At 62.2% G+C, this 12,549-nt stretch carries 14 protein-coding genes; 8 read left to right on the forward strand and 6 right to left on the reverse strand.

The features are described 5' to 3' along the window. Nucleotides 1-45: 45 nt before the first annotated feature. The 3 genes from MOD31_RS19755 (at nucleotide 46) to MOD31_RS19765 (ending at nucleotide 4,012) form a co-directional block, all read left to right on the forward strand. The gene (locus tag MOD31_RS19755; RefSeq protein WP_250821473.1) at nucleotides 46-1,473 is read left to right on the forward strand and encodes a class II fumarate hydratase; all 1,428 of its coding nucleotides are present in this window, start codon (nucleotides 46-48) and stop codon (nucleotides 1,471-1,473) included. Between the two features lie 185 nt (nucleotides 1,474-1,658). Then, nucleotides 1,659-2,345: a TetR/AcrR family transcriptional regulator gene (locus tag MOD31_RS19760; protein ID WP_142939874.1), complete on the forward strand. Its 687-nt coding sequence runs from the start codon at nucleotides 1,659-1,661 to the stop codon at nucleotides 2,343-2,345. Next, nucleotides 2,342-4,012, forward strand: a complete 1,671-nt coding sequence (locus tag MOD31_RS19765) for an MDR family MFS transporter (RefSeq protein ID WP_250821474.1) — start codon at nucleotides 2,342-2,344, stop codon at nucleotides 4,010-4,012. The genes MOD31_RS19760 and MOD31_RS19765 overlap by 4 nt, the downstream gene beginning before the upstream one ends. Before the next feature lie 2 nt (nucleotides 4,013-4,014). On the opposite strand, the gene MOD31_RS19770 is transcribed toward MOD31_RS19765, so the two are convergent. Together MOD31_RS19770 and MOD31_RS19775 are read right to left on the reverse strand one after the other, a co-directional pair. Continuing rightward, nucleotides 4,015-4,491, reverse strand: coding sequence for an NUDIX domain-containing protein (locus tag MOD31_RS19770; RefSeq protein ID WP_250821475.1), 477 nt, complete (start codon nucleotides 4,489-4,491; stop codon nucleotides 4,015-4,017). A 126-nt stretch (nucleotides 4,492-4,617) separates the two neighbouring features. Then, nucleotides 4,618-5,169 (reverse strand): prepilin peptidase, encoded by a 552-nt coding sequence (locus MOD31_RS19775; RefSeq protein ID WP_250821476.1) that lies wholly within the window; start codon nucleotides 5,167-5,169, stop codon nucleotides 4,618-4,620. 61 nt (nucleotides 5,170-5,230) lie between these two features. Between MOD31_RS19775 and MOD31_RS19780 the strand changes: the two genes are divergently transcribed. Continuing rightward, entirely contained in the window at nucleotides 5,231-5,992 is a 762-nt protein-coding gene (locus MOD31_RS19780; protein WP_142939878.1) for a hypothetical protein, read from the forward strand. Nucleotides 5,993-6,024: 32 nt separating this feature from the next. Beyond that, complete coding sequence (locus MOD31_RS19785) at nucleotides 6,025-6,669, forward strand: GNAT family N-acetyltransferase (RefSeq protein ID WP_250821477.1); 645 nt, start codon at nucleotides 6,025-6,027, stop codon at nucleotides 6,667-6,669. 127 nt (nucleotides 6,670-6,796) lie between these two features. Here MOD31_RS19785 and MOD31_RS19790 read toward each other — a convergent pair whose 3' ends face one another. Next, nucleotides 6,797-8,191, reverse strand: a complete 1,395-nt coding sequence (locus MOD31_RS19790; RefSeq protein ID WP_142939880.1) for a PhoH family protein — start codon at nucleotides 8,189-8,191, stop codon at nucleotides 6,797-6,799. A 237-nt stretch (nucleotides 8,192-8,428) separates the two neighbouring features. Further along, nucleotides 8,429-9,190 (reverse strand): isoprenyl transferase, encoded by a 762-nt coding sequence (locus MOD31_RS19795; protein WP_142939972.1) that lies wholly within the window; start codon nucleotides 9,188-9,190, stop codon nucleotides 8,429-8,431. 150 nt (nucleotides 9,191-9,340) lie between these two features. On the opposite strand from MOD31_RS19795, the gene MOD31_RS19800 reads away from it, so the two are divergent. Further along, nucleotides 9,341-9,982 carry a hemolysin III family protein gene (locus tag MOD31_RS19800; RefSeq protein WP_166841443.1) on the forward strand — a complete coding sequence of 214 codons (642 nt, stop codon included), beginning with the start codon at nucleotides 9,341-9,343 and terminating at the stop codon, nucleotides 9,980-9,982. Nucleotides 9,983-9,989: 7 nt separating this feature from the next. Here the strand turns inward: MOD31_RS19800 and MOD31_RS19805 are convergent, their stop codons facing one another. Next, nucleotides 9,990-10,274, reverse strand: a complete 285-nt coding sequence (locus tag MOD31_RS19805; protein ID WP_166841444.1) for a hypothetical protein — start codon at nucleotides 10,272-10,274, stop codon at nucleotides 9,990-9,992. 106 nt (nucleotides 10,275-10,380) lie between these two features. Continuing rightward, a complete protein-coding gene (mca, locus tag MOD31_RS19810) occupies nucleotides 10,381-11,286 on the reverse strand; it encodes a mycothiol conjugate amidase Mca (protein ID WP_250821478.1) in 906 nt (301 codons plus the stop codon). Between the two features lie 73 nt (nucleotides 11,287-11,359). Here mca and MOD31_RS19815 point away from each other — a divergent pair, with 73 nt between their 5' ends. Further along, entirely contained in the window at nucleotides 11,360-11,818 is a 459-nt protein-coding gene (locus MOD31_RS19815; RefSeq protein ID WP_142939884.1) for a DUF4307 domain-containing protein, read from the forward strand. A 154-nt stretch (nucleotides 11,819-11,972) separates the two neighbouring features. Continuing rightward, nucleotides 11,973-12,479, forward strand: coding sequence for a transcription elongation factor GreA (gene greA / locus MOD31_RS19820; protein ID WP_250821479.1), 507 nt, complete (start codon nucleotides 11,973-11,975; stop codon nucleotides 12,477-12,479). Nucleotides 12,480-12,549 lie beyond the last annotated feature (70 nt).

Consider the following 12,549-nt stretch of genomic DNA (forward strand, 5'->3'; position numbering starts at 1 on the left):
CCTTCGGGTTTTCTGTGCGGCGCCCAATCGCCATAAGCTAGCCCCATGACTTCCACCACTGAGTTCCGTATTGAACATGACACGATGGGCGAAGTTCGCGTCCCCGTGAACGCCCTGTACCGCGCCCAGACGCAGCGTGCTGTGGAGAACTTCCCGATCTCCGGCAAGACGCTTGAGCGCACCCACATCGAGGCCTTGGCCCGCGTGAAGAAGGCAGCCGCACTGGCGAACGCCGAACTGGGGGTGCTCGATGGTGAGCTCGCCGAGGCTATCGCCGCAGCTGCCGATGAGGTTGCAACCGGCAAGTACGACGGCGACTTCCCGATTGACGTCTTCCAGACCGGCTCGGGTACGTCCTCCAACATGAACACCAACGAGGTCATCGCAGAGCTTGCATCGCGCGCCTTGGCCGCTGCCGGGAGTGACAAAGTTGTCCACCCGAATGACCACGTCAACGCCTCGCAGTCCTCCAACGACGTCTTCCCCACGTCTGTGCACGTTGCCGCCACCTCTGCCCTGATCAACGACCTGATCCCGGCCCTTGAGTACCTGGCAGCATCCTTGGACCGCAAGTCCGCCGAGTTCAAGGACGTCGTCAAGTCCGGCCGCACGCACCTCATGGACGCCACACCCGTCACGTTGGGCCAGGAATTCGGCGGCTACGCAGCGCAGGTCCGTTACGGCATCGAGCGCATCAACGCAGCACTCCCCCGCGTTGCCGAGGTCCCCCTCGGCGGAACCGCCGTGGGCACGGGCATCAACACCCCGGCCGGGTTCCCGGAGCGCGTCATCGAACTCCTCGCAGCCGACACCGGCCTGCCGCTGACCGAGGCCCGCGACCACTTCGAAGCCCAGGCAAACCGCGACGGCCTTATCGAAGGCTCCAGCCAGCTGCGCAACATCGCGATCTCCTTCATGAAGATCAACAACGACCTCCGCTGGATGGGCTCGGGCCCCAACACTGGTCTCGGCGAAATCGCCATCCCCGACCTCCAGCCGGGCTCCTCGATCATGCCGGGCAAGGTGAACCCGGTCATCTGCGAAGCTTCCATCATGGTCTGCGCCCAGGTCATTGGCAACGACACCGCCATCGCCTGGTCCGGCACCAACGGCGCCTTCGAACTGAACGTCGGCATCCCCGTCATGGCCGCCAACCTTCTTGAGTCCATCCGCCTGCTGGCCAACACCAGCCGCGTCATGGCCGACAAGATGATCGACGGCATCACCGCCAACGTGGAGCGCGCACGCTTCCTGGCCGAGGCTTCCCCGTCCATCGTGACCCCGCTGAACAAGTACATCGGTTACGAGAACGCTGCCAAGATCGCCAAGATCGCCGTCAAGGAAGGCCTCACCATCCGCCAGGCCACCGAGAAGCTCGGCTTCGTCGGCGAGGGCGAAGGCAAGGTCACCGAAGCAGAGCTGGACAAGGCCCTGGACGTCACCACCATGACGGCCCCGGCCCACAAGGCCTAGCCCTAAGGTTCAATACCTGAAGCACGACGACGGCCGGTACCTTCCGCACGGAGGGTGCCGGCCGTCGTCGTACCCGGAGTTTTTGTACAGCTAACGCCCCTAAGGCGCCCCCTAAGGGTCATTAGCTGTACAAAAACTCTACTTTCTTTTTGCACTATTGAGATAAGAGTGCAAAACTTTACTTTGTGAGCAATAGTGCAAATATCGACGGCGGCCTCCGCGAGCGCAAGCGGGCTGCCACGCGGACGGCGATCACCGCCGTCGCGCGTTCCATGACCGCTGAGCATGGCCTCAACGGTTTTACGGTTGAGGAAGTTTGCGAGGCGGCGGGGATTTCGCGCCGGACCTTCTTCAACTACTTCCATTCCAAAGAAGACGCCGTGATCGGCTCATTTTCGGATGAGTTGCCGACGGATGCGCTCGAAGTATTCAACCAGAACACTTCCCGCACGCCGGACAGCATTTCCGGAACCCTTCTTGCTGCGCTGCATGTCCTCACAGTGACCCTGATGGAGCGCTCCTCCATCAGCCGCGCAGAGGTTCAGCAGTTCATCGCGGCCATCACTGCCGAGCCGCAGCTCCTGGCGCGGCTCACTCTTGAAGGTGAGGCCCGCGAGCGCCAATTTGCGGAGCTGGTCGCCGCCCGTGAGGGCCTGGACCCTGATCATCCCGAAGTCATGACGGCAACGGTGTTATTCGGGGCAGTATCCAAGAAGACCGCGCAGCAGTTCTTCTCGGAGGACAACGAGCGCCCCTACCGCGGGATCCTCGAACAGAACCTCAACGCCGCACGCAAACTCTTTGCCCAGCCGCTGGCCACGAACCACCAACTGGGCCCCAACCCCCTTGAATCCTCGAAGGACCCCGCATGAGTACACTCTCCAAGGCAGCTGAACCTCTGCTGTTGACCCAGAAGCGAATCTGGATCATCTTCTCGGCGCTGATTGCAGGCATGCTGCTGTCCAGCCTCGACCAGACCATCGTCTCCACTGCCATGCCGACGATCGTGGGCAAGCTGGGCGGCGTTGAGCACCAGGCGTGGATCACCACGGCCTATCTCCTGGCAACCACCATCGTGATGCCCATTTACGGCAAGTTCGGTGACATACTGGGCCGGCGAAACCTGTTCCTTGTAGCTATTGCCCTGTTTACGCTTGCGTCCGTAGGCTGCGCGTTTGCCACCGATTTTTGGGGCTTTGTCATCTTCCGCGCCATTCAGGGCCTGGGCGGCGGCGGACTCATGATCCTTTCGCAGGCCATCATCGCTGACATCGTTCCGGCCAAAGAACGCGGCAAGTACATGGGCCCGTTGGGCGCCATCTTTGGCCTCTCCGCGGTCGCCGGACCCCTGCTGGGTGGGTTCTTTGTGGACCACCTGACCTGGGAATGGGCTTTCTACATCAACATCCCCATCGGCATCGCCGCGTTCATCACCGCTTGGTTCACCCTGACGCTGCCTAACAAGAAGGCCGAGAAGAAGATCGACATCCTGGGTGTCTTGTTCCTCTCCGCTGCCACCACGTGCCTCATTTTCTTCACCGACTTTGGTGGCAAGAAGGATGAGGGCTGGGACTCGCCCCTTACATGGGCGTTTGGGGCCGGCATGGTCCTGGCTGCGGTTCTCTTTGTGATGGTCGAGCGTCGCGCCGAGGACCCCATCATTCCGCTGAGCCTGTTCAAGAACCCCATTTTCATTAACGCAACGGCCATCGGTTTCACCCTGGGCCTGGGCATGTTCGCGGCCATCGCCTTCGTTCCTACGTTCCTGCAGATGTCATCCGGAACCTCCGCCGCCGAATCAGGCCTGCTGATGCTGCCCATGATGGTTGGCCTGATGGGCACGTCCATCTACTCCGGTATCCGCATTTCCATGACCGGCAAGTACAAGATGTACCCCATCCTGGGTGCAGCGCTCACCATCGCTGCCATGCTGTGGCTGACCACGCTCACGGCGGCAACCCCTATCTGGGTTATCTGCGTTCAGCTCTTCATCTTCGGCGCGGGCCTTGGACTGATCATGCAGGTCATCGTCCTGGTGGTGCAGAACTCTGTTCCGGCGGACCAGATCGGTACGGCTACCAGTACCAACAACTACTTCCGTGAAGTAGGCGCTTCACTGGGAGTGGCCGTCTTCGGAGCAATCTTCACCAACCGCTTGGCGGAGTCCCTCACTGAGGCCTTCACTGGGGCCGGGGCCTCTGCCGAGCAGGCCTCGCAGTCCACCAGCACGCTGGACCCCCAGGCCTTGGCACAGATGCCTGAACAGCTGCGCGATGCGATCGTCAACGCCTATGCCAATTCACTGGCACCGGTGTTCTGGTACCTGGTTCCGTTCATCGCCATCGCGCTGATCCTGGCCATTACTCTGAAGCAGATCCCGCTCTCCGATACCGCCGGCATGGTGGCTCGTGGCGAGGCTGTGGGCGGGGACGAAGCTGACCGTCTGGAGGCAGAGCGACTGGAGACTGCGCGTTTGGAAGCCGATCTGGCGGCGTCGGAGGGATTCGACAAGGATCGTGCTGACGCGGGACGCCAGTAACGCTAGTCCTCCACTTGGTACGCCACGGGGCCTTCGGGCTCCGTGGCGAGCCTGATGGCCTCAAGGTTTCCGGCGCTCATGTCCGGAAGCTCGTCCAACGCGAACCACCCCACTGCCAGTGATTCGTCATCGTTGACCTGCGCCTCGCCGGAGATGTACCGGCACCGGAACGTGATGTCCAGGAAGTCGCACACGTCGCCGTTGGGGAAGGTCACCGGCCCCACAACTCCGACGCCGATGATGCGCTCAGTCTCGGCCACCACCGCTGTTTCCTCGAAGATTTCCCGCACGAGCCCGGGTGCAGGATGCTCTCCCGGTTCCAGCATTCCGGTGATGAGCGTCCAATGGCCGTTGTCGGCGCGTTGACCCAACAACACCCTGCCATCGTCATCAAATACCACTCCCCGCACGGCGGGCAGCCAGAGGGGGTCGTTACCGATCTTTTCCCGTAGTTTGAGCACAAATTCGGGTGCACCCATGGTGTCAGCTTTCCTTCAGTTCGATGGTGGCCTTGCCTAAAGCATGACCCAGCACGGTTAACACCGAGAAGACGGGGAGCGTTGCAATTTGGCCGCAGTTAGCCCGGAACGAGCGCTTGCATGGTTTCACGCTGGAAGGATCAGCATTGCGGCAGCCGCGCCTGCCAGCATGAACGGGCCGAACGGGATGGCCGAGCTCAGCGTGCCTCGCCGGGCCACCAGGATACCCAGGCTCCACAGCCCTCCCAACAGGAAGGCCGCGAACGTCCCCGCAAAAATGTGGCTCCATCCCAGGTAGCCCAGATAGAGGCCCAGCACTCCGGCCAGCTTCACGTCGCCGAAGCCCATCCCCGGCGGGTGAACGAGCCGCAGCACGAAGTAGAAGAGCCAGAGCATGGCACCGCCGGCAATCACACCCAGGCCGGGCACACCAAAGAGCACAGCCGTCGATGCACCTTCCGTGGGTGCATCGGCGAAGTACGCCAGTAGGGCCGCAGCCAGCAAGAGCGTCCCGGCGACCGCATAGGCCGGGAACACGATGCGATCGGGCAACAGGTGGCTCCGGACATCTATCACCGTCAACCGCACTGCCGTGACCACGAAGTACACGCACGCGGCCACTACCAGCCAAAAGCCGAGCGGGCTGTCCGTCCAGAGGTCTGAGAGTCGTCGAATCACCTTCGGATGCTATCCCGCTTTGGCCGTCCGGCCCGCTTGAACGCTTGGGTAAACTGTGGATATGGGGCGCTATAGTGCAGCAGGACCGGGTTTTGACTTGTCCTCCACATTCCGCAATCTTTGCCGTTCTTCGCCGTGGAAGTGGACCAGCCTCCGCTTCGAGTACCTTGAACGGTCCGCGCCCAAGGCCACCTTGGTCCGGGCATGGCTCAGGCGCCCGGGTGCACTGCGCCTCGAAACCCCGGACGGCCAACTTCTGCACAGCACCACCGGCATCAACGACTCCCGGGATGATCTTTACGTCAGTTCCACGCGCCGTTCGTGGCTTCTGCCGGCTCATCTTGTGACGCCCGTTTATGACGACGCCGGCCTCGTCCGCCGGCGTCCCGAGGCCGCCTACGGGGAACCCTCCTTTGGGAATGGCCGCCTCGCCGCCGCGCTGGATCCCGTGGAACTTGCCGGCAAGGCACCGGTCCCCCTGGAATTCCCGGACACCAACCCCGTCTTCCTCGAGCAACCCCGCGAGGTGGACCATGAGGGCCGGCTGGCCCTGGAAACCATCGTCACGCCCAGCCGCACGTACGTCCCCTCGGACCCAACGGAACCCTTGGCACACCCCGGCCGGACCATGATCAGGATCGACACCGCCACCGGCGTTTGCGTCGCCAGTGAAAGCCTGGACGGAGACTCCGCAGGCAAGGGCCACTGGCTCAGGATCCTTGCCGTGGACGAGTACATGCTGGACGACCTTTTCCTGGCGGAATCGATGAACCTCACGGACGTCCGGCGCCACATCTCCTGGGACATAGGCCCCGCCGCCTAAGAGCCACACGCCATCCGCGCTAAGCTACGGCGATGACATCGCTGGCAGAAATATGGCCCCCGTTCGGACTCACCCTCACCACCCCGAGGCTGACCCTCCGTCCCGTTCTGGACGACGACATCCCGGCCGCCGTGGCTGCGGCCCGCTCCGGCGTGCACCGACCCGGCAAGAGCCCGTTCAGCGTGCCGTGGGCAGAACTTCCAGAGGACGAACTCGCCCCGAATATGGCGCAGTGGTACTGGCGCTGCCGGGCGAACTTCACGCCTGAGTCCTGGACCGTGCTCCTCGGAGTCTGGAACGACGATGAGCTCCTGGGCGTCCAAGACATCGGTGCCAAGAACTTCAACACCCTCAAAACAGTCAGCACGGGCTCATGGCTCAAGGAGTCCGCACAGGGCCAGGGCTTCGGCAAGGAGATGCGTTCCGCCGTCGTCAGCTACGCCTTCGATTACCTGAATGCGGAAGTAGCCGCCTCCGAGGCAGCCGTCTGGAACCAACAATCTCTGGGCGTCTCCACCGCCCTGGGCTACGAACTCAACGGCATCTTCCGCGATGGCTGGGGCGAAAAAGTGGAAGAAGTCCAAAGGGTCCGCCTCACCCCCACCACCTTCAAACGCCCCACCTGGACCCTCACAGTCCAAGGCCACGAAGCCTTTTCCCAATATATAGCCATCTAGCAACTTCCGGCGGGGCGCCTGACAAGGCGAAGGCCAGGCATCCGGCAGCGTGCGTCAAAAGCGAGGAACGAGCTAGCACGCAGAGGATGTCTGGCCTTCGCCGTAGGTGGGCAAAGCGTCGATGGGGTTAGATTTCAGCCCCTTCGAGCAACTCCGTCACCAGGGCCGCAATAGGCGACCTCTCGGACCGGGTCAGCGTGATGTGCCCGAACAGCGGGTGGCCCTTGAGCGTCTCCACTACAGCTGCGACGCCGTCATGCCGCCCTACGCGGAGGTTATCGCGCTGGGCGACGTCATGGGTGAGGACAATTTTGGAGTTTTGTCCGATGCGGCTCATGACGGTCAGGAGCACATTCTTCTCGAGTGATTGCGCTTCATCCACAATCACGAAGGCATCGTGCAGGGATCGTCCGCGGATGTGGGTCAAGGGCAGGACTTCGAGCATGCCGCGGTCCATGACTTCTTCCACGACTTCCTGGCTGACCAATGCCCCGAGGGTGTCGAACACGGCCTGCGCCCACGGGTTCATCTTTTCCGATTCGGAGCCAGGGAGGTAGCCGAGTTCCTGGCCGCCTACCGCGTAAAGGGGGCGGAACACCACCACTTTGCGGTGTTCCTGGCGTTCCAGGACGGCTTCCAGGCCCGCGCAGAGGGCTAGTGCGGACTTGCCGGTGCCTGCGCGGCCACCGATGGAGACGATGCCCACGGCGGGGTCCATGAGGAGATCGATGGCCAACCGTTGTTCTGCTGAACGTCCGTGGAGTCCGAAGACGTCACGGTCGCCTTTGACGAGCCGGACCTGCTTGTCTGCCCCAACCCGGCCCAGCGCGGAGCCGCGGTTGGAGAGGAGAACGAGTCCTGTGTTGACGGGCAGTTCCGCGGCTGCGGGGATAAAAGCTGGTTCGTGGCCGTAGAGGGTGGTGATTTCTTCCTCGGTGGCGTCCACTTCGGCCATGCCCGTCCAGCCGGAGTCTTTGACGAGTTCGTTGCGGTACTCGTCAGCTTGAAGTCCCATGGCAGAGGCTTTGACGCGCATGGGGAGGTCTTTGGACACGACGGTTACGTTGTGGCCCTCGTTGGCCAGGTTCTTGGCGACAGCCAGGATGCGGCTGTCGTTGTCTCCCCCACGGAATCCTGCGGGCAACACTTCCGGGGAGATGTGGTTCATTTCCACCCTGAGCATTCCGCCGTCTTTGCCGATGGGGATGGAATGGTCCAGTCCGCCGTGTTCGATTCTGAGGTCATCCAGGAGTCTCAGCGCTTTCCGGGCAAAGTAGCCCAGTTCGGGGTCGTGGCGTTTCCCTTCCAGTTCGCTGATGACCACGATGGGGACAATCACCTCGTGTTCGGCGAAGCGCAACAGTGCGTGTGGATCGGATAGCAGGACGGACGTATCGATCACGTAGCTGCGGCCTGTGGCGGATGGTGTGGTCCGCCCTTGTGGTGAGACCCGCTTGGCGCGAGAGGTAGCTGCACTTTCCCCGTCGGAAACCATTGCGGGCAGTTGCTCAGAAATAGCCACATCGACTCCAGCCCCGGGCAGTTCGCCCGGCCTAATGGTGAAGCGGCTCGGCCGGAAGGCCGGGCGTGGCCTCCCATGTAACTGGTGCGATAGTCCGCTCCATATACTGGCCTCCCCGATCAGCGGGCGGTTTTGCCTGCTGATGGGATTAACGTAATCCTCAGCACATTCATTTCCGCAATCCACGCCCGGCAAGTCGCATGTCCGACTCGTTAAATTTTGGTAAACCGGGGTCGCTTACGCGCCGAACCGCCGCTGGCGCCCGGCATAGTCCCTGAGCGCACGGAGAAAATCGACCTTCCGGAAGGCCGGCCAGAGAGCTTCGCAGAAGTAAAACTCGCTGTAGGCGCTTTGCCACATGAGGAAGCCTGAGAGCCGCTGCTCGCCTGAGGTTCGGATCACGAGGTCCGGATCGGGTTGGCCGCGGGTGTAGAGGAACCTGGAGATGTCGTCCACCGAAAGTTCATTTGCGACGTCGGACATGCTGCGTCCTTTGGCGTCGGCGTCGTGCAGGAGTTCGCGTACGGCGTCGACGATTTCGCGGCGGCCGCCGTAGCCCACGGCCACGTTCACGTGGATTTTTTCGTGGACGGGGGTGCGGGCGGTGAGTTTGTTGAGGCGCTCGGCCAGGTAATCCGGGAGGAGTTCCGGTGCGCCCATGGCGTGGACGGAGACGTCTTCGTCTTCGTCAAGGCGGTCCATGGTGTTGGCGATGATGCCCATGAGCAGGTCCAGTTCTTCGCCGGAGCGGCTCATGTTGTCCGTGGAGAGCATGTAGAGGGTGACTACCTTGACGCCGAGTTCCTGACACCAGCCGAGGAACTCGTGGATCTTGTCGGCCCCAGCCTGGTGTCCTTGGCTGGTGGGCGCATTGAACTGCCGGGCCCACCGACGGTTTCCATCCACCATGACGCCGATATGCCGCGGGATTCTGTCTTGCTTGAGGGAACGCAGTAGCTTGCGCTCGTAGAAGCCATAGAGGAAACCGGGCAGCTCCACCGGACTCACCTGACTTCCTTACTTGTACGACGACGGCGCACATCCAAGGCTACCGTCCCCAGCTGCCGCCCCGGTGCAGTCGCCAGTCAAATTCGGCCCGCTCTTTGTTACCAGTGGGTAACTTACCGAAACGTAAGTTATTCTTGTCCCATGGCTGAGATCCTTGACACCAAGCCCCTTTGGCGTGGCTGGATCCACGCCGTCGCCGCTCCCTTCGCACTCGCTGCAGGGATAATCCTGGTGACCGTCGCCCCTACCCCGGACCGCAAGATCACGTCAGCCATTTACGCGTTGACGGGCTTTCTGCTGTTTGGCGTCAGCGCCGTTTACCACCGCGGAAACTGGTCACCCAAGGTCCGAATGCTGCTCAAGCGGCTGGACCACACCAACATCATGCTGGTGATCGCCGGTAGCTACACGCCCCTGGCGTGGTCCCTCCTGGAGCGCTCACAGGCCGTGACCCTGCTCTGGCTGGTGTGGTCCGGAGCCATAGTTGGCGTTCTCTTCCGCATTCTGTGGACGCACGCTCCCCGCTGGCTCTACGTTCCGGTCTATATCGCCTTGGGCTGCGGAGCTTTGTTCTATCTGCCCCAGTTCTTCACTGCCAACGCCCCTGCAGCGATACTCATTTGCGTGGGCGGCGCGCTGTACATTGCCGGCGCTGTCTTTTACGCCATCAAGAGACCGAACTTCAGTGCCCGGCACTTCGGCTTCCACGAGCTCTTCCATGCCTTCACGGTGCTGGCCTTCGCCGCGCACTTCGTGGCGATCATGATGGCAGTGCTGAGCTAGGCCGGATTCAGCGGCCTCGAGGGCCGCTTTCGCCGCTCTCCTCAGCCGAGCTGCCGGCGTCGTCTCCAGCTTCGGCAGCCAGGCGCGCTTCCTCAACCTGTGCGCGGTAGCGGACCCGCCGAATCCTGCGAACCATGTCCACAATCAAAAATGTGGTCAGAATCACAATGAAGGCCGTGAGGACGAAGCCCCACGTACCGGGCGTCACCTGATCCTCGGACAGGCCAGGCCGCAGCGTGCCCGTGGGATCAGGCGACGGAGTGACGGTCAGGGCAAGAATCAAGTGATGCACTTTCAAACCTTCTATGGGAGCTGATGCGTGCCGACTGGCAGCGCGTGGCCGGTAAGCCGGCTGGCCACACAGTAATTTCTACGAGCGATAGAAACTACCGGCTTTCCTATCTTATCCCCGCGAACAGGTCCTTTTCCGGCAGCTCTGAAGGGACCCGGGACTTGATCAGGGTGTAGTCCTCCCATGGCCACGTCGACCGCTGCAGATCCGGTGACACTGCGAAGAAGAAGCCGAGGGGGTCGATCTGGGTCCTGTGTGCACGGAGAGCGTCATCCCGGGCCTCAAAGAAATCACCGCATTCAACCTGGGTGGTGGTCCGGTGCCCTGCCTCCGGTGCAGTGTGGCCTTCTGCGTCGGTTTCCAGCCACGCAGCCAGCCGCTCGGCGTAGGGAGATTGCAGGCCCGCTGCTTCCAACGCAAAATGCAGCGCACGGAACCGATCCGGGCTGAAGGCGCGGTCGTAGTAGAGCTTGCTGGGCGCCCATGGCTCACCCATGCCGGGATAGCGCCCGGCATCGCCAGCGGCCTCAAAAGCTTCCACGGCAACCTTGTGGGCCATGATGTGGTCCGGGTGCGGGTAACCACCGTTTTCGTCATAGCTGAGGATGACGTGCGGCTTGAAGTTACGCACCAGCCGCACCAAGGGCGCAGTGGCGCGCTCCAGCGGCTGCAAGGCAAAGCAACCGGGCGGCAGCGGCGGGAGGGGGTCACCTTCGGGAAGGCCCGAGTCCACAAAGCCCAGCCAACGCTGCTGGATTCCCAGTACGGCGGCTGCGTTTGCCATCTCGATGCGACGGGCGCCGGCCATGTCCCGCTTGGGGTGGGGGGTCTCTTCCATGGCGGGGTTCTGGATGTCTCCGCGCGAGCCATCCGTGCAGGTGGCAACCATGACGTCCACTCCGGCAGCGGCGTACATCGCCATGGTTGCAGCGCCCTTGCTGGACTCATCGTCCGGGTGGGCGTGGACGGCGAGCAGCCGGAGCTGCTGGTCGGAACTGCTGGACGCTGTCACGTGACGGCTCCTCTTTCATGGATCGAGCTTGGGGGCGGTGATGGGGCGCCGGGATCGGCACTAAACTGGATGGGTGACTTCAGAGGACCTATCGGCCACCCGAGTACCGGCAAGCTCCAGCCTAGCCAATCGTTACGGCGGTCAAAAGCGCGCCATGACCCGCAAGACCAAGCGGAACATCGTCATCGCCGCTTTGGTCCTGGGGATTGGGTTCGCCGCCTACGTGGCAACGGGCTCCGCGCAGGCCCCGGTCACGTTCAAGGACATTGGGTACAGCACGGTGGACGACACCCAGGCAGAGGTTGATTACCAGGTCACAAAGTACCCCGGAGCTACAGCCAAATGTGCCATCAAGGCCTTGGATTCGAAGTTCGCGGTGGTGGGCTGGAAGGTAGTGGAAATCGGGCCCAACGATCCTCAGGATGATCCCGACGGCGGCAGCACCACCGCGCAGCGAACTGTCCTAAGGACCGAGTCCCCGGCTGTCTCGGGAGTGGTGGACAACTGCTGGATCGTGGACAGCGGCAAATAGCACCTCGTGTGAGCCAGGACTCAACCGGTTTGGGTTCGTCCAAAGGATTTACTACAATGGATGAAACCTTCACCCCGTTAAGTTGGTTACTGAGTATCACGAGTGGCCACCTCGGCGGGGTCTTTTTGCATTGTCAGATCTAGAGGAGAAATCCGTGTCTACCACCAACAGCGCCACTGCAGCTTGGCTCACCCAGGAAGCATTCGATCGCTTGACGGCTGAGCTGGACCACCTTTCCGGCGCTGGCCGGGCGGATATTGTCCAGAAGATCGAAGCTGCCCGCCAGGAAGGCGACCTCAAGGAAAACGGCGGCTACCACGCGGCCAAAGAGGAGCAGGGCAAGATCGAGGCACGTATCCGCCAGCTCACCGCCCTTCTGCGCGACGCCCATGTGGGCGAGGCCCCGGCAGATGACGGAATCGTTGAGCCCGGCATGCTGGTTATTGCCCGCATCGCCGGTGACGAAGAGAAGTTCCTTTTGGGTTCGCGTGAAATCGCCGGTGACTCGGACATTGACGTCTTCAGCGAGAAATCGCCCCTGGGCGCAGCGATCATCGCGGTCTTGTCTGCCTCTTCCGAGAAGGTGGCTGACCTCGTTGAAGAAGAGCGCCGGGGTGAAGCCATGGGCTGGTCGGTGGAGCTGACGGCGGTGAAAAACTGAAGCGGGCGGTAAACGCCCACAAGAAGCGAGGCGACACTGGCCAGGTTCGCTGCGCTGCGCTGGCGCTCCA

This window comes from Paenarthrobacter sp. TYUT067 (assembly GCF_023656375.1).
Taxonomy (GTDB): Bacteria; Actinomycetota; Actinomycetes; order Actinomycetales; family Micrococcaceae; genus Arthrobacter.

Excerpts from the sequence above, each read along its gene's own strand:
- MOD31_RS19755 (WP_250821473.1), top strand. The coding sequence starts at position 46 with ATGACTTCCACCACTGAGTTCCGTATTGAACATGACACGATGGGCGAA.
- MOD31_RS19765 (WP_250821474.1), top strand. The coding sequence starts at position 2,342 with ATGAGTACACTCTCCAAGGCAGCTGAACCTCTGCTGTTGACCCAGAAG.
- MOD31_RS19770 (WP_250821475.1), bottom strand. The coding sequence starts at position 4,491 with ATGGGTGCACCCGAATTTGTGCTCAAACTACGGGAAAAGATCGGTAAC.
- MOD31_RS19780 (WP_142939878.1), top strand. The coding sequence starts at position 5,231 with ATGGGGCGCTATAGTGCAGCAGGACCGGGTTTTGACTTGTCCTCCACA.
- MOD31_RS19785 (WP_250821477.1), top strand. The coding sequence starts at position 6,025 with ATGACATCGCTGGCAGAAATATGGCCCCCGTTCGGACTCACCCTCACC.
- MOD31_RS19800 (WP_166841443.1), top strand. The coding sequence starts at position 9,341 with ATGGCTGAGATCCTTGACACCAAGCCCCTTTGGCGTGGCTGGATCCAC.